General features: G+C 49.2%; 20 protein-coding genes. 7 read left to right on the top strand and 13 right to left on the bottom strand.

Going from position 1 to position 18,855, the window contains the following annotated elements; genetic code table 11:
• The first annotated feature begins 70 nt into the window (after positions 1-70).
• The 5 genes from EOS97_RS24710 to EOS97_RS24690 all read left to right on the top strand — a co-directional run bounded on the left by EOS97_RS24710 (position 71) and on the right by EOS97_RS24690 (position 3,318).
• The gene (locus EOS97_RS24710) at positions 71-607 is read left to right on the top strand and encodes a hypothetical protein (RefSeq protein ID WP_000107168.1); all 537 of its coding nucleotides are present in this window, start codon (positions 71-73) and stop codon (positions 605-607) included.
• Positions 608-623: 16 nt separating this feature from the next.
• On the top strand, positions 624-1,070 hold the full coding sequence (locus EOS97_RS24705) for a hypothetical protein (protein WP_000549069.1): 447 nt from the start codon (positions 624-626) through the stop codon (positions 1,068-1,070).
• Positions 1,071-1,160: 90 nt separating this feature from the next.
• Positions 1,161-2,123: a DNA replication terminus site-binding protein gene (locus EOS97_RS24700; protein WP_000119427.1), complete on the top strand. Its 963-nt coding sequence runs from the start codon at positions 1,161-1,163 to the stop codon at positions 2,121-2,123.
• A 9-nt stretch (positions 2,124-2,132) separates the two neighbouring features.
• Complete coding sequence (locus tag EOS97_RS24695) at positions 2,133-3,038, top strand: hypothetical protein (protein ID WP_001198594.1); 906 nt, start codon at positions 2,133-2,135, stop codon at positions 3,036-3,038.
• A complete protein-coding gene (locus tag EOS97_RS24690; RefSeq protein WP_001805195.1) occupies positions 2,974-3,318 on the top strand; it encodes a hypothetical protein in 345 nt (114 codons plus the stop codon). The genes EOS97_RS24695 and EOS97_RS24690 overlap by 65 nt, the downstream gene beginning before the upstream one ends.
• A gap of 21 nt (positions 3,319-3,339) precedes the next feature.
• On the opposite strand, the gene EOS97_RS24685 is transcribed toward EOS97_RS24690, so the two are convergent.
• Positions 3,340-4,515 carry a tyrosine-type recombinase/integrase gene (locus EOS97_RS24685; protein WP_000795947.1) on the bottom strand — a complete coding sequence of 392 codons (1,176 nt, stop codon included), beginning with the start codon at positions 4,513-4,515 and terminating at the stop codon, positions 3,340-3,342.
• Positions 4,516-4,685: 170 nt separating this feature from the next.
• On the opposite strand from EOS97_RS24685, the gene EOS97_RS24680 reads away from it, so the two are divergent.
• Both EOS97_RS24680 and EOS97_RS24675 read left to right on the top strand, forming a co-directional pair.
• Positions 4,686-4,898, top strand: a complete 213-nt coding sequence (locus EOS97_RS24680; RefSeq protein ID WP_001285422.1) for an Hha/YmoA family nucleoid-associated regulatory protein — start codon at positions 4,686-4,688, stop codon at positions 4,896-4,898.
• A gap of 360 nt (positions 4,899-5,258) precedes the next feature.
• Positions 5,259-6,341 (top strand): hypothetical protein, encoded by a 1,083-nt coding sequence (locus EOS97_RS24675; RefSeq protein WP_001232449.1) that lies wholly within the window; start codon positions 5,259-5,261, stop codon positions 6,339-6,341.
• Between the two features lie 166 nt (positions 6,342-6,507).
• Here the strand turns inward: EOS97_RS24675 and EOS97_RS24670 are convergent, their stop codons facing one another.
• The 12 genes from EOS97_RS24670 to EOS97_RS24615 form a co-directional block, all read right to left on the bottom strand.
• Positions 6,508-8,007 carry a helix-hairpin-helix domain-containing protein gene (locus EOS97_RS24670; RefSeq protein WP_001284313.1) on the bottom strand — a complete coding sequence of 500 codons (1,500 nt, stop codon included), beginning with the start codon at positions 8,005-8,007 and terminating at the stop codon, positions 6,508-6,510.
• Positions 8,008-8,032: 25 nt separating this feature from the next.
• The gene (locus EOS97_RS24665; RefSeq protein ID WP_000081622.1) at positions 8,033-9,670 is read right to left on the bottom strand and encodes a PP2C family serine/threonine-protein phosphatase; all 1,638 of its coding nucleotides are present in this window, start codon (positions 9,668-9,670) and stop codon (positions 8,033-8,035) included.
• On the bottom strand, positions 9,670-10,710 hold the full coding sequence (locus tag EOS97_RS24660) for a TerY-C metal binding domain-containing protein (RefSeq protein WP_001253653.1): 1,041 nt from the start codon (positions 10,708-10,710) through the stop codon (positions 9,670-9,672). The genes EOS97_RS24665 and EOS97_RS24660 overlap by 1 nt, the downstream gene beginning before the upstream one ends.
• A gap of 85 nt (positions 10,711-10,795) precedes the next feature.
• Positions 10,796-11,434 carry a VWA domain-containing protein gene (locus EOS97_RS24655; RefSeq protein ID WP_001253658.1) on the bottom strand — a complete coding sequence of 213 codons (639 nt, stop codon included), beginning with the start codon at positions 11,432-11,434 and terminating at the stop codon, positions 10,796-10,798.
• Positions 11,434-12,075: a TerD family protein gene (locus tag EOS97_RS24650; RefSeq protein WP_000116681.1), complete on the bottom strand. Its 642-nt coding sequence runs from the start codon at positions 12,073-12,075 to the stop codon at positions 11,434-11,436. The genes EOS97_RS24655 and EOS97_RS24650 overlap by 1 nt, the downstream gene beginning before the upstream one ends.
• Before the next feature lie 22 nt (positions 12,076-12,097).
• Positions 12,098-12,736, bottom strand: coding sequence for a VWA domain-containing protein (locus EOS97_RS24645; RefSeq protein ID WP_001388628.1), 639 nt, complete (start codon positions 12,734-12,736; stop codon positions 12,098-12,100).
• Between the two features lie 462 nt (positions 12,737-13,198).
• Positions 13,199-13,666, bottom strand: coding sequence for a tellurium resistance protein TerW (gene terW, locus EOS97_RS24640; RefSeq protein ID WP_001176767.1), 468 nt, complete (start codon positions 13,664-13,666; stop codon positions 13,199-13,201).
• Between the two features lie 17 nt (positions 13,667-13,683).
• Positions 13,684-14,892, bottom strand: a complete 1,209-nt coding sequence (locus tag EOS97_RS24635) for a DUF4236 domain-containing protein (RefSeq protein ID WP_000506887.1) — start codon at positions 14,890-14,892, stop codon at positions 13,684-13,686.
• Positions 14,893-14,902: 10 nt separating this feature from the next.
• Positions 14,903-15,859: an HpcH/HpaI aldolase/citrate lyase family protein gene (locus EOS97_RS24630; RefSeq protein ID WP_000797366.1), complete on the bottom strand. Its 957-nt coding sequence runs from the start codon at positions 15,857-15,859 to the stop codon at positions 14,903-14,905.
• Positions 15,859-16,938: a cysteine protease StiP family protein gene (locus tag EOS97_RS24625; protein ID WP_042634304.1), complete on the bottom strand. Its 1,080-nt coding sequence runs from the start codon at positions 16,936-16,938 to the stop codon at positions 15,859-15,861. The genes EOS97_RS24630 and EOS97_RS24625 overlap by 1 nt, the downstream gene beginning before the upstream one ends.
• A 1-nt stretch (position 16,939) precedes the next feature.
• Entirely contained in the window at positions 16,940-17,713 is a 774-nt protein-coding gene (locus tag EOS97_RS24620) for a hypothetical protein (protein ID WP_001040059.1), read from the bottom strand.
• On the bottom strand, positions 17,706-18,848 hold the full coding sequence (locus EOS97_RS24615) for a phosphoribosyltransferase domain-containing protein (RefSeq protein WP_001285478.1): 1,143 nt from the start codon (positions 18,846-18,848) through the stop codon (positions 17,706-17,708). The genes EOS97_RS24620 and EOS97_RS24615 overlap by 8 nt, the downstream gene beginning before the upstream one ends.
• Positions 18,849-18,855 lie beyond the last annotated feature (7 nt).

Genomic DNA, 18,855 nt, shown 5'->3' with positions numbered 1-18,855 from the left:
TTTCAAACCTATTAGATAAAATGCCGGTTGTGTTTATATAACATCAATAATTTCATGCAACAGGTAAAACATGAGTACTCAAAAGCAACTTTCCAGAACAACCGGCACTGAACGTATGTTTAAGGAAGAGCTGGCGTTATCCTTAATTTGTTGGGTTTTCACCAGTCCATTTACCAACTGGACCGATAAAGTCTTCAGTGGTATTGAAGTTCCGTCTGAAGGACCGTCAACATTACTGGGTGAGGCTGAAAAATTCTTTCGTTTTGTCGTTAATGAAGAAGGCTACGACGCAGGAAGGGCTGCTCTTGGTCTTGACCTATGTTGTTTTTCACTTCCGTCGTGTTTGTTCCCGGACGCTGCCCTGTCTGAGGAAGAGGTTATGAGTAAGTTAACCGGAGAAGTTATCCATGGGATTCTTCTTTCCTTACCTGAATTTATTGATATGCCAGAAGTGCTCGCTTACCAGGTCAGGGATGAAATTCTTGCTTTTAACACTCGCTGTGGAGACGGGATCTTTCATGGTTGGAACACGGCTTCAGAATTGTGGAAGTTTGAAATCTTTCCCCGCACCACCATCATGATGCAGCATACTTCGGCAATACATTAAAATTAGGCGGGGCAGAATGCATAAAAAACTTTTTCTTCTCGAATGGAAACCCTGTCAGAGCCGCGTATGGGCCGGTTGGATGGCCCTGTGGTTGACTATCAGTTTTCTGATGTTATCTGCCTTGCTTATGACAGATCATCTCCTGAACAAAGTCATCCTGCCGCCAACATGGTTGTTGATCTGGTTTTCGCCAATGCTGGGGTTTTTGATAAAAGTTCGCGTCGTCGAAACTCAACATTTCCTGGAGCATGACCTCTGTGTTGCAGGTTTCTCTTTTTACCGCTGGAAGAGGTTAGTTTCTCCCGGGCTTTGGTCAGTTGACTGTATAAATGGTCGTTTTCGCCTCAATCGGATCACCCAGGTGGGTAAGACTATCCACTATCCATGGCGTCTCCATTATCATCCTTTGTTCATGAGCCCTATCGAACATAAATCGCATGCTGTGAAAGCTGTTTCAAAATGACTTCTTTAGAGGTTTACATGACATTTATGTTCTGCAAGGTCAGCCAGGGCAGCAAAATTGATTTGAAATAACATGAGCCTGGAGAAACGTATGAGTTATGACGATTTGCCCTATTTTCGTGACCAGATTCTGGAACGTATCGACTCGCTTAAGTGTTTTCTTTCGAACACCCCCCCGCTGATGGCAAACCTGATGACTGTCTCCACCGTATCTCGAACAGAAGAGCGACTGAAGCAGGTTAAACCCATCAGGGTTAGTGTTAAAGACGATGCTTCGGTTGAGGAAATTATTCAGGCACTTACTGACATCTGTGTGGATGACATAGAGTCATTAAGTCATGATTCCACCAAAGTGACCACTAAATACCCGGGTCTTATCATTGTCCCAGAAAGAGCAGATCTTCTCGAAAGCTTGATCACATCTATAAATGAAGCAAAAAATGATTTTGCTGCGGCAATGAGGCGTATCGATAATAAAAAGAATGTCCGTTTTGATAAAGTGCACAAGAAGCTCCCGGGCCTTGTCGCTATGCACTCAACAAGAAATGTCCTTTTCATCAAGTCCCAGCTTAAAAAAGTTACTTTTTCATGGCGGCTAAACCGAAACCAGGAAGTTAAAACAGCAGAGCAACTTGTGAGTTTGTTGGAGCGCAGGAGAGCCTCAGAAGTAAAAAATGTAGCAACTACCAATTTGAATGTCGTGTCTAATATCGATAAGGCTTTACACCGTCTTGAATTTCACCCACTGAAGCAGGGCGAATCTTATCGCCTTTGTCGAACTAACTCTTTCCCTGTTCCGATTGCTCACATTTTTGCATTTAGGCCTGAAGGGCAGGAACGAAACGGGAATAAATATGCTGAGACTGATTATTCAGTAGTAAAAGCATCCTTGCCCATTTTCGCAGCAGGCAACATACCTCAATTAAAAACGCTCTCTGACTGGGCTCCTGAAAACAGCCAGGGCCCGTCCAACCAACGGAAGCTGAGCCTGAAATATACAGAACTCGTGCCGGGGGCTGAGCTGGGCATTTTCATTGTCAGCCCCGAAAATTAAGGAACAACAATGCAATGGATTTCCACAGCCAGCCAGAAAATCGATGAGCGTCTCTATCGTGTCTGCGTCTGGGTAAAAAAATATCACGCTGATGCGATTAACCGCGTTGTGCTTACCGTTGATCTAAGTAAAGCCCGACATGACCCTGACGAGGACCAGGTAAGAGCAGAGCTGCTGTGCGGCCATTATTTTTTGCTTCGTAAGGAAAACGCTTCGAACTCTGCGCCTGACGATCAAAAGTTTGCTTTCCTGCCTGACGGGCGCAATCTGTGTTGGCAGACCGCAACCCCGGTGCTTCAGCATCTCCTGCTCAATAAAAACGTTCCTGAGTCGCTGAGGTTGCTTACGGACTACATACATATGCGTCTGGCCAGGCTGACAATGGTACCAATGTCCGGAACCATCATGAACGAGGCTCTGCTGGACAGCATCAGCTGGGTTAAGGTGGATTTGACCTACTTCTGGCAGTACGAACAGCTCAGCTCTCATCTGGGACCCATCCAGATAACCCACAAGGCACTAGTACGCTTCGGGCATCTGGCAAAGAATGATGAAAACTCCAGTGCCATAAGAATCCTGCGTCAGCGTCTGTCTTCAGAATTCTTACAAGAATTTCAGATGGCTGAGGATGAGCTAAAGCGCAAACAGTCGTTGATGGGCACCATGGACGTGAAAATGCTGTTTCATGCTCATTACCCCAGCCAGAAGATGCTGGTGGCTCGATATAAAAATGGTTGGGTAATGGTGGATTGTTTTCTGTTTCATCATACCAAACCTAAGAAAAAAGCAAAAAACAAAACTACTGTGGCTAAGCCTCAACTTAAAGAGACTAAAAGAGAAGGGAGTGAAAATGGAACTGGGCATTATGGTGTGCATCGTGTTGTTACTCTCCGTGGCGGCGGCGTGGATCAGTAATAAGACAGTTGATTTGCTCGAAAGATTCTATTTCAAGCGTCCGCTGAGCATGGAGTACGCGGCATGGCTACGTGTAATGTGTGCAGGCTTGTTATTGGTTTTTATTCAGGTTGCTCCACAATTTACACTTCTGTATACCCTTAAACTTGTCACGCTTATTAATCTTGGAATCCAGACAATGAAATTAAATGGCGTGTACAAATATAAAAGAACGGGAATTTTGCCTCCGGGAGGGGCACTCTCTAATCTCACCAGACTTAACCCGTTCAAGAAAAAATAAAGTTATGCGCCCGTGAGGGCGCTATTCATCAAAGGCATTTCGCATAAGCTTGATCATTGCTTTTTTACCAGCTTCAATATTACGAATGTAGCGCATAACCATTTCTTCATTCGACCAGTTCCCCATTTCCATAATCTGTGGTAGCGAGTAACCTTCAATATTTAGCTGTATCGCTCCGCCTACACGAACGCTGTGCCCTGTCCAGTAACGAGTTTTAGTCTCATTTGGATAAAGCTCATTCCACATCTCTTTAAATGCTCGTAAAAGGGAATTTTTGCTGAGCATACCGGCATCGTCCACAGTGTCTTCTTCATCTTCATCGTTCAGAAGACTTTGCTTAGCACGATAGGGTAGGTTATGCCTTTTAAGAAGTTCAGATAGCTCATTCCCCTTACTCCGAAGCTTCCAGCCGGGTGGCATATAGCCTGTATCATGGAAATTTACGGCCTGGAAAAGGAATTCATCCGGATGACTGTGCTGATCCATTTTCACGAGGTTCATCAATCTCAAGAGGCAGTTAGTTAACTGACGTGTCAGCCGGTAGGTAAGAAGTGTACTAATGTTCGTTTTTGTACGGTATACCGTCAGGTTAAATTCACCGGTCATACTATCCAGAGACAGATCTTTCAGACGTATACGTCGAATTTCGGATGAACGGAGCAGTGTTTCAAAGCCTGTCCAGATCAGGCACAGGTCACGAAGTTTACGAACTGAGTTTGTAGTACTGCGTAACTTTATCAGAGCCTTGAGATCGCCAATAAGAAAGGGAGTTGCCTGTTTAGTCGTCTTTCGCTTCCGGGCTTCCGATTGTTTTAAGGCTTCCAGCATGTACCATGCTTCAGACGTAATAATCCCGGGCAGGTTAAGCCCTTTTTTATGGATACTATTTAAGGCCTGAAGACAGCTGTTTATGCTGCTTCGTGACAATTTGCCTTCAAGATGCCCCATAAACGCAAGCAGAGCGTCCTCAGACACGGGGAGCGAACTTACTGGCCAGTCTGTATGCAACCGGGCATTCGCCAGATACCATTCGTTCCATACTCGTAGCCAGTGCAGATAGGTTTTAGCAGTGTTGTATCTCAGATGGGAAAAGTAACGGATCAAGCGTGAAAGCTGTTTATCATGGTTGCCGAACGTTTCCAGCTGCTGATGCAATTCGCTTTCCGAAAACTGTCTGATCACTGATTGATTCTTCATCCTGCTCACCGGGATACACTGGTTTTAATTACAGGTCATTTTAGCACTCATGTACCTGGTTATGAACAGGGTGGAAACAACGAAAAAGGTTGTGAAATCGTTAGGCTTAAGTGAAAAATGATATTAAGATTATCCCTGGCCAGTTGAGGCCTGTCTAAAGAAGGTTGATTATGTCTGACACAAAGCAGTCTTATTTAATGAAATTCCGTAAGTGTAGTTCGTTCGAAACGCTCGAAAAAGTATTTGAAAGGTTATGTGAAAAAAACTCGGGTGTCGCCTCTCTTGAAATTTCTGGTGCTTATGATCATCGTAAAGCCGAACTGACAATGAAAAAGTTATATGACAAAGTTCCTGCGAGTGTGTGGACCTTTGTTCGCGAGTAATTATTAATATTGGCACAACAAAAAGACTGTGCCTAGATTTGAAAATAGTTTATGCCCCTTTCGGGGCTAAAGGCATTGTAATAGCCTGTCTTTTAAAGTTGTTTATTAAGTTCGGAGAAAAACTTTAATCATAAGCCAAGCCCACTGCTAAATACATCCGATATTCTCCTTCATTTTATTAGAAGTGATAAAAGTTACTTTACCTAAACTTCTCTCTCAATATTTGTAAGGCTCTCATTTGATTTTTGTCAAACATTAATCTGGAAGACGGAAAAATCATTTCTTTTAATACGTTTTACAGAAATCCTCCTCCGTTATTTCGGATATAGTTTGAATCATTATCAAAAACGGGGTGCAGCCATGCGTAAGAGTTATACATTTGGTATTCCATTTGGACTCCAGCGAGAATCAGGACTCTTTTTAGATATTACAGAGGTCAGCCGGGGTATTGACTGTAACTGCATCTGCCCCGCTTGCAAAACTGATCTGTTAGCAAAGCAGGGGGAGGTCAAGCTTTGGCATTTCTCACACAGTACAGCTGTAGCCGGTGACTGTGATGGTCTGATGGAAGCCATCCGGGGAAAGATTATTGAAGTCATCAACGAGCACCAGGTTCTTGGTTTCCCAAATCTTCTCGCTGGCGACGATGGTGGGCCGGTTTCACTGAATGAGGTTAGTGGAAGCGGCAGTATGTTCGGAGGCACAGCTGATCTGTTCGTAAAGGTTAATGATTTATGTGTGGCCGTCTTTCTGGACAGGGATCGCAGCATTTCAGAGAAGTTAACCTTTGACCATCTTCATCCTTCCGAAAGAGTTGCCGCATTGCGTATCGATCTTCCTGATATTGAATATGAAATCAGTCAGGTGCAGCTCGGGCGACGTAAAACAACATACAGTGAGTGCATTGAAAGCCTGATCATTGATGAGACCAGTTCCCGGGAATGGCTATATCATCCATTAATGCATGAACTTGAATCTGAACCTCTTCAGGAGTATCGGGGACGGGAGCCTTCAGAGGAAGGGCCTCTTCTTCAGCGCCTTGCTGACTGTAAGATGAAATTGCCTGATATCCTTCCGGGCAGTCATAACGCGCTAGTCAGGTTACAGCAGGATACGATTGTATGTCTGTGTCGGTTAACGGTTCGGGCTTATGACATCGCTCAGACCGATGAATTTCCTTTGTTCCTTCGCTATTTCAGGTTGCACTGCCTGGAAAACAGCGAACATGTCAGTTACGAAAGACTGATCTGCTGGCAGGAAATGATTTCAAAAACCCAGGAAGGCCAGTCCTTGACACAAAACGAACTTGAATATCTTCATGAGATTGTCCGCATCGCCTTTTACAATCACCGGCTTAACAATGTCAGTATTTCAGATGTTAAAAACCATGACACTGGAAAGAAGAGCGGCAGGGTAGAGTCACAAAATTATTCACTTTTATAAATAACTTGGGCTTTGCGCATTAAACCCTTGCCGCAGGCGGTGTACCGCATATCCGGCACAGACAGTCAGTTTTTTCTGGCAGCTTAAATTTGACACTGCTTAATATAGTGATTCATTAAACAGGTTCAGTATGCTGCCAGAACGTTTTAGTCGTAATGGGCGTCCGTTAGTTTTCAACTAACTGAACGACGACCAGCCTGCCGCCTTCCTCCTTTGACAGAACAAACTGAGCGTTATTCGTCAGTTCAATTTTTTCCCCAATGGCAATCTGTCGTTTATCCGGTAATGACATAAGCCCATTTATGCCTTCATTTACTAACCACCACTGATCGTTATGGAAAACAAAATACCCAACTCGTTTCCTTTGTGCATCGGTTGTGCGCTCATTTGGCGCAATGAGGCGATTCACATGCCACGCATAGATTGACTGCCCGCTCCACACCATCAACCGGTGGTCGTCAGGACGATAACTGCCTTCCTTTCGGGATGAATATAAATTTAGAACCGGTAATTTACCCTTGTATGGCGTACCGCAGTAGGGACAAACCGGCTTTGTCTTACCTGAGAAAACGTACCATTTCTGTTCACACGCCTTGTTCTGGCAGGGCTGTATCAGATCGACTGTTTTAACCAGGGCACTTTCCCACTCATCGGCGGTCGGGCGTTTATTGGCATCGTGTAAGCCATCAATAAAGGCGCGTTCAAACAAAGGCGTCAAATAAGGGCCCATGATGGTGTAAGGAATTTTCTCCGGGTCAGCCCAGGGCAGTGAAAAGGAGGATAGCTGACTGACTTTGACTGCATTGCTTTTGTCTGTCGGATGTTCAATGAAGAGTGCCTTCTCACCCATAGATAAGGTCTCATCACGTACTTCATCCGACATGTCATGTATTTTTCCGCCACGTAGCGGATGACGGAAGAACAGATACATGTAGATAAGCACCGACAGCGCATGACGGTCAGTAGAAATGCTTGGCAATACGCGGTTCGGATCCTCTTTGGAAAGATGGCTGGTTTTCACCACTTCCGGAGCGATAAAATCCGGGGTGCCCACGACGTCGGGAGGATACTTTCCAGGGACAACCAGGCCGTCTACGTCAATGATGCAGGCATGTCCCATTTCTGGATCGATAAGCACGTTTTTATAGCTTAGATCGCTGTGACAGAGACCTGCCGCATGCATCCTTCTGACGGCTCTTGTTAGCAGCAGACAGACCTTGAGATAGGTAAGCGTATTGCCTCGTTCACGTGGGTCGAGAAATTTATTCTGGTTGCTGGCGCTGGCAAACCATTTGCCTTCCTTTTCACGGCCTTTTATGCCAAGAAAATCATCGTTTTTAGAGCCGTATTTAAAGAAAAAGTAGCTTTTGTAGGTTGGAACCACGATGCCGATTTTATCCCCATGCTCAACAACGTGGGTCGGCCAGCAAAACAGGTCCTTCCAGTATTCACCTCCGGACTGGCCAAAAATGTTTTGCCTGTAGCGTCCGGTGATCATATCAATCCGATCCCGGGCCTGCTCGTTCTGCGGTTTATGATAAAAAGCGACGACGTATGATTTATCAGGCGAGAAGTAAACATCCTTCATCGAGCCCGAACCAATTACCTCGTCAACATACTGGACTGTTTCGCCGTCCTTTGTTTTGCACGTAACAATATTTGCCATATTGATCACCGAAGAAGCGTATCCCTTACCACAACACCGCAATAGTGCGGTCATCGTGGTTCCCTGTGGAGAAAAAGTTAAGCCAGTCGCCTAACCTCTCAGGCGCAATACTGGCGTCTGTAAGGACAGGGATGAGCTCATCAAGGAGACGGGTCCATTTTTCGTCACTGCGAAGCCCGTTATCTGTCTCAAACAGAGGGTCTGATACGCCATCTGTCATGAGGATCAAGTGAGATACATCATTCCATTTACCCACGCTGATGCGGCCGCTAAACGAGGGGTCTGCGATAATGCTCTGGTCAAGAAAGCGGGTTTGTCCTGCGTATTCTCCGCTATCGGGATTTCCCAGTATCCTGACTTTACCGGAAGGGCTGTATGCACCTATCGCACCATCACCAAGCCAGAATGCAGCCGCAAACAGCTCGTTATCAGTTCGTAGCGCTACAGTTGCCAGTAGGGTTGTTGAATAGGATTTCACAGGTTGTTCTGCACAAATGGCTTCGTTCTGGATACTGTTGACCGCGAGCGTAGCTGCCTGTTTAAAATGATGAAGCATGGCGTTTATGGTTGCCTGCTGATCGCTCCCTTCCCACGCCGTGATGTGCTGCTTTAGATGGACGCCTTTCAAACCACTGAGCTGATTGAAAAGGTAATCGCCAGCCGTTTGGACTGCAATCCGGGAGCCTTCCCGGGAATTTACCGCACTACCGGCCCCGTCTGCGACCAGCATGACAGACCATCCTGTTTCCTGGCAGTGGTTGATATAGAAGTCGTCATCTCTGAAGCTCCCGGCATGCTCATGAGATCGTCCCCGGCGACTGGCGGCAGCAATACGTATGTCACCCCTGACCAGGCCAGCAGCGTCCAGATGGGACTTAGGGTAGGAAGCGTCTGCTGGTGGCTCTACCACCTTCCACAGGCTTCTCGGATCGGGATTGACTATAAAAAGCTGTTTTGTTTCGCATTCGTCGTGCGAAGCGCATGACCAGAGTACTGAAAGCTCTATATCGCCGCTTTCGGTGGGTGTACCTGTCAGCAACTTATGCTCTTTGTCAAAGGTCAGGCCAATGTTCCTGGGAAAGACAACGTCCCTGACAGTAGCCTGCTGGCCCTCATCCAGAACTATAGCAACCGGCGAAGAGAAACGTTCGCCTGCGCGGGCGTTGGGAATAACTATTTTAGCTCTCGGGGGAACGGCAGGTGGCACAGCTAATCCGGCCCGCTGCTGGCCTGTCGGTATCTGCCCGGGTTTTAATACCAGGGAAGACAGGTTTTCGTCTTCCCTCTGTGCTGGTTTATCAAATTCGTAATAAGGCATCAGCTTCCAGAACGGAGGATGAGGTTCATTTTCTGGCAGGGGTTGCAGTAATGGTGTATCGGTAGCGTCAATGCCCGGGTTATCAGCATCACTTACGACCGTTTGTTGCTGATCGGAAAGGCTGGATGCTGACGAGGGGGCGATCTCTGCGTCGTTATAACCTTCGCTAACCCGCGCAGATAAACCCTGTGCAAGGCTCTCAATCCGCTCTTTAAGCCGCATAATCTCTTCAGTAAGGGAAGGGTCGTGCGATAGAAGAAAAAGCCGCTCACCTTCTACAGGGTGGCCCAGCTCAGACAGCACTAAGCGGATAATCTTCTCTTCAAGTAAAACATTTTGCGACATCAACCTCTCCCTCTGTTTACGTCGAAGTTAGTGTTTCCGCCATCATTGCTGAATGACAGACCTGTTTCACACCACGGGCAGATCACGTCATCCGGGCCGTCAATGCACAGCAATTTTCCGCATGAGCACAGGGCAAACGCACTGGCATTACCGCAGTGAGGGCAACCCGGTACGCCATGCAGTTCGCTGGTGTTTACCTGCAAACCGGTAGCGGTGGCATCTGACCATGCAAAATAGTCTTCATCGATGGGATAGCATCCGGCAATATTAAAGCTGTTCAGGTTCAGGCTGAAATCGAGCCCGGAAATCCTTGCTGGTGGCCGTTCATACTTCATCAGATACGGACGACGGGTCTTGCTGCAACGGCCGGTAAGCGTAACGCAGTTTTCGTCGTACGCTTTTACTGGCTCGTCCTTGGCCAGCCGGACTATGTATTCAGTCTGGCTGAGCTCAGGTTGTTTGTCGTCTCCGACGCTGCGGCTGTGCGCCGTAACCGAGGCTGTGATCCATTTGATGAAGCGGGTAAAGTCCCCTTCCTGAGACTCGGTGAACAGCATGACATTCTCTGTCAGTTGCCGCAGGGTATTCAGGTCCGCTGACGGCCCCAGGCCAACGGCAATGAGATTCACTTTACTCGCGTAGTGATCCTTCCAGCGCTTCACTTCTGCGGTTGTGTCGTCAGTCGGACGTCCGTCGGTAAGGAGATACACGACGGGTTTCCAGTCGCCTTTAGCCTCATGAGTGGTTTTTCTGACCTGGGTATCAATTTGTACGGTCAGCTCACGCAATGCGGCCCCAAGGCTCGTACCGCCGCCAACGGGAAGGCGGGGAGGGTAGAACGAGGCAATTTCGTGAAGAGGTACAATCGTACGGGCTACACCGGCAAATGCGATTACCGAAACCCAGGCTGTTTCAAGTGCGTGTGGATCCTTTCTTAAATCTCCGATGATCATTTGCAGACCATCAGTCATTTTTTTCAGGTTTTCACCAATCATGGACTCTGAACAGTCCAGGACAAAAAACACGGGAAGGCGTCTCATAATTTTCCTCGTACGGCTGGTACGGCCAGCAGAAAACGTTGCTGTACAGAAAGGTGCTGCCCGGAAAGCAGCACCTTTCTGTCTGTCAGAGCACCAGCTGGATTTCTGGTGGAGGAGGGGGAAGGGTATCAGTTCCGTTATTGATCCCCGCGCTTGTGCTGCCGGAAGACACGCTGGCCGATACCCATTTAAAGAAACCTGCAAACGCGGTTGAATCTAGCGTCTCCAGAGACACAACCTTATCGGTAAGCTGTTTTAAGTGCTCATGGCCTGCTTTAGGACCAACGGCGCAGGCAATGATGGATCCGAATCCCCGGCCGCGAATCGCTTTTACCGCTTCACCGTACGCCAGGGCATCAGAAGGGGTTCCATCAGTCATCAGGAATACCAGAGGACGCCAGTCTCCTTTTGTATCACCATCTGAGCGACGTACATCCCGTTCAACACACTGCATCAGACATTCAAGGGCAGCACCGGTGAACGTCCCGCCTGCGCTTGGCACAACGATGTCAGAAAACTGGAAGTCTTCCAGCGGCGTGAGAGGAATGAACTCACGCGCCTCATTGTCATAGGTGATAATGGAGATATGAACGCTTTCGAGGGCGTAGGGATCCTGGCGAAGAGCGCTAAGCATCGCCTGAATTCCAACGTTAACGGAATGGATGGACTCACCGCGCATCGAGCCGGATGTGTCGATAACAAGGTAAACAGGCAGGCGGCGCATCACATGTAATTCCTCAGGTGCGAGACAAACGAATCTGATTCTGAAGGCTCACCAATTGCCCTGAGTTTCCAGCCTGTAGCCTCGCGTATCAGCTCGGCAAAAACCATGGAGCGCTGGCTGGCGAAGGCGGGTCCGCCAGAAAGATCGAATCGTGCCATTTCAATATTACGGGCATCTACTGCCCGGATGAAGGCATTCTGAACTTTACCAAAGTGCTGCTGGAGCTTTTCACCATTGTAGATCTGAACGATGAACACAATTTTCTCGTACTGAGCGTCAAGGGAATTCAGGCGCACAATAATTTGCTCATCGTCACCATCACCGGCTCCGGTTCGGTTATCGCCCGTCAGCCAGATATTTCCTGACTTATGGCGAAGGCTGTTGAAAAAGATGATATCGCCATTCACAAGCGTTGGTTTACCATTTTCCACATTGCCGAGATCGGTCACCTTTCCGGCTGAATTACACAGGAAAGCGATCACATCAAGGTCGTATTCTTCTTCTTTTTTACCAAAGATCCCGCCGAGGAAACCTTTCTTTTCCTCATTAATATCCCAACCCAGGCCGATAGTAACGGACGAGAGATCGTATTCATTTTTTTTCAGGCTTACGCCCTGGCCTTTGCTCAGACTGACAGACATGACATCCCCTTAATTAATAAAATTATAAGACCACGTTTACTTCTGGCGGCGGCGGTGGCAGGTCTTCAAGACCGATCACTTCTTTTTTGCTGGACTCCACTTTCTGACTGCCTACCGAAATGCTCGCACTGACCCATTTAAAGAAAGCTTTAATCGTCGAACTGTCAGCTGTATCGAGCTGAACCACGATTTCAGTGATTTCTTTGAGGACGCTGGTATCGGCATCATGCCCGGCTGCACATGCCACAACAACGCCGGTTCTGGCCGCTTTAAAGTCATTCAGGCCTTTACGCCAGTCATCATTCGGACTTCCATCCGTCATCAGGAATACAAGGGGACGCCAGTCACCTTTAGTGTCAGCCGTCGTTTTCTGTACTTCTTTGGCAATGGAGCTGGCCGTCAGGGTAAGCGCTTCGCCAAGAGAGGTGGTGCCGCTGGCTGTTAGTGCTGGCATCTGGAAACTCAGGAGGTCTGTCAGGGGGACTGCCTGTCGGGCTGAAGAATCAAAGGTGATCACTGACACGTAAGCCGTTTCGAGTGCATACGGATCCTGTTTCAGCGTGGTAAGCAGCGTCTGAACGCCATTCTTAACCGCTTCGATAGGCTCTCCGTGCATAGAGCCGGACGTGTCGAGTAGCAGATATACGGGTAAGCGTCTCAAATGTAATTCCTTCTTAAGAGATCGGAAGAGGAGAGTAGTTTCAGGAAGAGGCCAGAGTTTGTAGATTTGATAAAACGGCACGACATCTGTCGGGTGGAGATTAAATACTCAGAAGCGGCATTAAAGAAATAAGTTAACCACCATTGAATTACCGACATGTGAATGGCCTCTTATCAGAGAAAAAAATTCAGACCGTACTGGAATATAAATTTCTGAAAAAAACTCCGGCAAAAATAAACTTTCTTATGTATGAAAATCATCATACATCACAGATCTGCATGAATGGAGTGTAAATCGCCCAAAGATTGATGTGTAGCACAAGAGGATGTCAAGACACCAGGTTTTGTAGGCAGAAAGGCGCTGCTGACATTGCGGGAGGAGAATAGATCAAAACTCCGTCACGCAGATACAGAGGTGAAATATGACAAAACCGGGGTTTTCACCCCGGTCTGAGATTTAGCGTCAGGACTTTTTAGCGCTGTATTCTTTTATCAGTTCATCAACGGAGTGCAGAGCCAGCTTCTCTACCGCTTCACTTCGGGTCGAGCCACTCAGCGCAGCCAGACGGTCAATTTTTCTTAAAATCCGCATGCGTAGCGATAATGACACGGCTGTTTTTTTATCCTTATCGAGTACGACCTTCCCTGTGGACTCACCGGTTTTCAGTTCAGCATTCTGTGCGAGCGCTTCATTCATCCGGCGAAGGGTCTTTTTATCCAGCTGGCCCGGATTAACGAGATGGTAGGAATGACCTGCCTTGCTGTATTTGATCTCCGCAGAATATGACTCGCGTAGCTCTTTGAGTGCCCGGGTTAATGTCGGCTCTGAGCATTCCAGACTGGTTATAATGTCGGCAGCGGAAACGGGCTTGCCGGTGCCCAGTAAGTTGGCAAGCTTAAAAATCCGGGCCTGTCTGGTATTTAATTGCATCGTAAGATTTAGCCTGCTTAAAGGGTTAGTGGTTCAATAGGCTGAAAAATGAAGGTACTGCTCATCTTTCGAATAACCGGGTGATCGCCTAACGCTTCAACCGGATCAATGTGTTCTAAGCCTGCAAAATTTACTGACGACATCTGGCTGCGACTGCATTTGCAGGACAGGATATACTCATCCTCCAGATAGCCGGTCCGCTTACTGACCCGTTGCGTAAAGCCTGACACAATCACGTTGTCGAACGGTAGCGTATGTAAAACGATACCGACCAGGCGGAACAAGCAGCCATGGACGTGGCGGGCATAGTTTTCGCGTACGGCTTTTTGCGTCATGGCTTTTTCCGTCAGCTCCGTGCCCCGGGCATTAACGCCGTAAATCTTATCAGGGAAATCTTCAATCTCAGCTAAATCAACATCCAGCAGGACTGCTGATAGCTCCGGCTTTACTTCAAATGCAACAAGCGTTTCACGCGGCCATTCAGTTTCTGCCAGCACACCCGCCAGGTATGATTCGAAAAACGCGGCGTCTGTCCGGAACTGCTGCCGGGCATCTGCCTGAGCCGTGGCGAGCCGTTTTTCATGTTCTTCAGCCTCAAACTTCCAGTTTGCATACTGTTCGGCCCAGGCCGTCCGTTGTTGCTGGTACCGGTGCTGTCGAAGGGTATTCTCACGCTCCACATCAATCAGCTCCTGCTGCCACCGGCGAAGATTTTCGGCGTGGCGCTCAGCTTTAGCTGATTCCGATTCAAACCATTTACCCAGAAAACTAATGCCTTCGCTCTCGGCAGGCTTTTCCGGCAATGCAAGATAGTCTGGCTTTTCTGGACGCACCGGTGCCGGAACCTGAAAAGGCGACGTTCTGTTATGCAGGTATACTGCTTCCAGCTCTGCCCAGCTGATGCCTGTTTTAGGATCCGGCGTCAGCTCGTGAATATTACGGATTGCGGTCACCGCTGACATGAGATCAGCGGCTTCCTCCTCAAGCGCCTGTCTGAGCCCCGGGTCGGTAGCCGTCCGGTTCCCACCTCCGGAACGCGCGGCCCGATCAAGCCGGGTACGGTAACTCAGCCCGGTACCGGGCAAGCCCAGATTGGCATAGGTCCCCCGGCTTCCAAAAGAAACGGAAGCACCTCTCGGCCCGACACTCAGGCTCGGTGCACCGTTACTCAGGTTGAGGCGAACACCAGGAATAATGTTGATCGACTTTCTGAATCTGAACCCCATTATGATTTCCTTAATGATGCTGGGTCACGGTAAGTAATCTGATTCCATCAGCGCTTTGCTCGTTCTGTAACCCATAAAAACGAGCTCTGTCCAGAATGCCAGCCGCCCAGCGGCGATGTGTGGCGGGTTCACACATTGCTCCCTGCGACTTAAACACGGCCTGGGTAGAGTTCAGGATCCGCAGAGCGTCAGAATGCTCACCCTGAGTGACCATCAGCGCGTTTTGAATGACCTCTATCTGACCCGGGTGAATGGCCGTTTTCCCAACAAGCCCATGTGCCATATCAAGAGCCAGCTCTCTGGCCATTACGGCATGATCGTCAATATGCTCACATACGGGCGCGGTCAGGGCAAAATCACGCGGGCCGAAGACCGAAACGAGCATTTTGATGACGTAGCCCATCGGGCTGTCATACAGCGTCAGGTCCCGGGGACGGCGAAGCGACACAACGTTCATAAGATCGTTGCCGCCGATTCGAAGCGCAATAATGCGGTCGTGGCAGGGATGTTCCACCAGACGGGTGGCCAGCTCCCGCATCTGAACCACGTCAAAGACGTCTTCTGTTTCCAGCGTTGGCATCATGCACAGGTGAGTCCCGCCCATGATATCCCACCATTCAGCTAACGAACTGAGGGTAAATTTCGGCAACACAAACCCGTCGACAGCGGAAAGATCATAATGCGCTTTTAACCATCTGCCCATTTCGGCATGCCGGGGGCGAATGAACACCAGAGGCCAGTCATTTTTACCCAGGCTATGCATGCTGTTACTGAGCTCGTGCAGCAGGTGCTCCAGATTTTTGAGGGCGACGGGGATGTCTGCTTCACTGACAGCATCCTCCAGGCAAATCACCAGAGAGCGCAAACCCGGGATTTTCCCGTGCAGGACGGCATCAGCAATATCTTCCCGTGTTGCAGGCATGTATAGCGTGGCTCCCAGATTCCAGGGAGAAAGACGATTTTTCATCAAAGTACCTTCTTGATAATGGTTACAGCCCGATACTGGCCGAGGGTTCCCCCCATTTCTGTAACAACTATTCCCTTTTCACGAGCAAGCCCTACAAGCAAGGCAACGTCCGAGTCGTCAATAGAACGCACAAATACATGGTCCGGTACCCGACGTAATACAGCCCGGGTTGCTTCAGCAATACCGGGTTTTATACGATTGACGCTGTCCACTTTAAATTCATCGGCCAGGAACGCGATAACGTCGCGACTTGTCTGCCATAAGACCCGGGCTGACTCCGTATTCCAGCTCAGGGGAGCGAGGGATGACGGGGTTAACTTCTTACGGAAATGAGCGACGGTATCGACAAGCATCCGGCTGCATTCGAATTCACTGAGATGCTCGCAAACCATGCACCCGTGTAATCCTTCAGAGGACCACACTGACCGGGAGATCAGGCCTGACACCGGCGCACCCATGATGCCAAAAGGAATGAGCCAGTCATCATCACTGGCTGCAAGCCAGGAGCAGCCACAGGGATCGGCCAGGACAACCAGTCGCGGCTGCTCAGGATAGCCCGGGCGATCTTTCAGTGCGCGTACAAGCTCTCCGGTAATTGCGCCTTTACCTGTCCATCCGTCAACAAAGACAATACCGCTGGTACCATGCCGCTCTTCAATGACGTCGAGGGCTGCACCGTCAATTCCACGATCCCGGATAATGCTGATACCGTAATGCCATGAGGTTTTCCCCATGTCACGCAGGGCCTGGTGCAGCATAACGCCGAGCGGCACGCCAGCCCTGACAAGACTGGCCAGTACAATGGGCTCATCACCAAAGCGTTTGGCCAGAGCAATAGCGAGCTGTGTGACTTCTTTTGCAAGTCTCTCTGCGCCCCGATCCAGCGCCCGGTGAAACAAATCAAGATGCCATTGTGTTGGCGCTGGCTCCTGACTGAGCATGTCCGAATAATGTTTCTTCCCTGACTGAATCAGCTCTTCTTTTTGCTCAACCGGCGTCATCTCAATGACAACCGGCTTTAGCAGAAATTCCACGTCACCGGGCTGGTATGAGCCGGTAAATGTGTCATGTGGCTGCATTTTAATTTTCTCCAAAAATTCGCTGTGAAATGGCATCTGCAAACTGACTCTGACGCGGGATGCCAAACCAGCTGCACAGTTTCATAAAACGATGATCGCTCAGGCTGTCGCCCAGGCCAATTACGGGGAAGACTCCGCGTTCAGCCCGAAGTTTTTCAAGCAGCCATCTGACTGCCAGCCCTTTCTCAACCGGGGTGGGAAGCCAGGCCACGTTATTACTGTTGCGGTGGATGTAGAAGCCCTCGGTCGGAAACACCGTTTCTATCTCATCTGCAATGGCATTAAGCTCGTCAAGGCGGGTGCTGTCGCGGTGCTTCATCACCATATAAACCGCCGTTTCACCGTATTCGAAGTTCAGCCTTGCCCAGGCATTGATCCCTTTTGCGTCCATCATTTCAGTGATCAGACGCTGCATCGATGTCAGCTTTTCCTGGTAGGGAGCCAGCTGGCCAAGCATATGGGCCTTCCACTCCTCGTCGGGTTTGCCTTCAGGCGTGAGAATGACGGCCCCGTGCGTGGTGATTGCCCAGGAGTGGAAAGGGATCCGGACGCGGCTGATTTCTTCAGTTCCCCGGGCGGTAACAGGTATGAGTTCAGCCTGCTCCAGGAGCCAGTCCACCAACATGGACTGTTCTTCCGTCATAAAGCTTCGTGGATTCAGGGTGCGATCAACGGCACCGGTACGGAATGGCTCCAGGGCCAGCTCGTCCACCATTTTACGACGGGTCTGAAAGAGCGTGTCGTCAAGGTCGCTCAGAACAACGGGTTTATTCATAGGTAACAATCTCCACGACGGGCGCAACCTCAGCCAGGGCTTTAAGAAGCTGCGTGTCAATACTTTCTGCGGGTGTCTCAGTACACACAAGAATACGGTCAAACTGCTGGTGGGCGACGTTATAGACAAAATTGGGGATGCCCAGCCCGTAGTTATCCGTAAAGGAAATGGCGGACTCAATGGCATAACCAACGGCGATAGGGGAGCGGGTGGTCGAACCATAAAGTGCCTGTGCTCCGGCAGCTTCGAGCCGTTCAGCAAGCAGGAACGGCTCCCAGACGAATTCCCCGGTCCCGAGAACCAGAATACGTTCCCCCTTGCGGACGGAGACCTCATGGCCGAGATCGGCCGCAGGTGCGAGCATCCCCAGTCGACCCCAGGACTGTTTTCCCAGGATGTCCCATTCTCCGCGTGAAGTTACGTTGACTTTCGGCATGTCCGGGACAGGTGCATCAGGTAATGGGGTCCATCCCCACTGACCGCTTACAAGCGAAACCGAAGTGACGGGCAAGGATGTGCGCTCCGACAGGGCGTTGCTACTCCAGTCGGTAAGCGTAACGGCGATAACCTGTTCAATATGTTGAAGCTTGCCGGTATTACGCAGGGCAGAAAGCAGGTTAATAAAGGTATTACCGGTGGTTGCCTCGTCATCAATCAAAACCAGCGTTCGTGCGTTGGTAACACGACGTCTTTTCTCTTCATCATCTGGCAGATAGATCAGATGATCGGTGGCGTGGCTGTGTTCTTCCTTGAACTCGCAAAGTAACGTGCCATCAACCGGGTGACGGGTAGAGGTCAGATAGACAGATTCACGATGCTGGTGGCGCACTTCATCAAACACACCGGCCCCTAGCCCAACGGCGGTTTCAGCCATACCGATAAAAAGTACGGGCCCTGTCAGCGTTGCGGGGAACTGGCTGGCAAGCTGTCTGTAGGCCTGCCGCATGACTGAGGGTGGCACGGGAATGTGCCTGCCGAGTACTTTGCTGACAAACAGAAAGGCGCGTTTCGGGTTACGTCTTTCAGCGATATCAAACAGGTCATCGAGCGAAACATCACCCTGGTCGCGGGTTACCTGTATCGTACCGCATGAGAGGGTACGGCGATAAATCATATCTTCGAGGGTATCAGACATAAACACG

The sequence above is a fragment of the Salmonella sp. SSDFZ54 genome (assembly GCF_004010735.1).
In the GTDB taxonomy this organism is placed as follows: Bacteria; Pseudomonadota; Gammaproteobacteria; order Enterobacterales; family Enterobacteriaceae; genus Salmonella; species Salmonella enterica.
The sequence above is the reverse complement of the archived record's forward strand: the minus strand, read 5'-3'. Positions and strand labels throughout refer to the sequence as shown.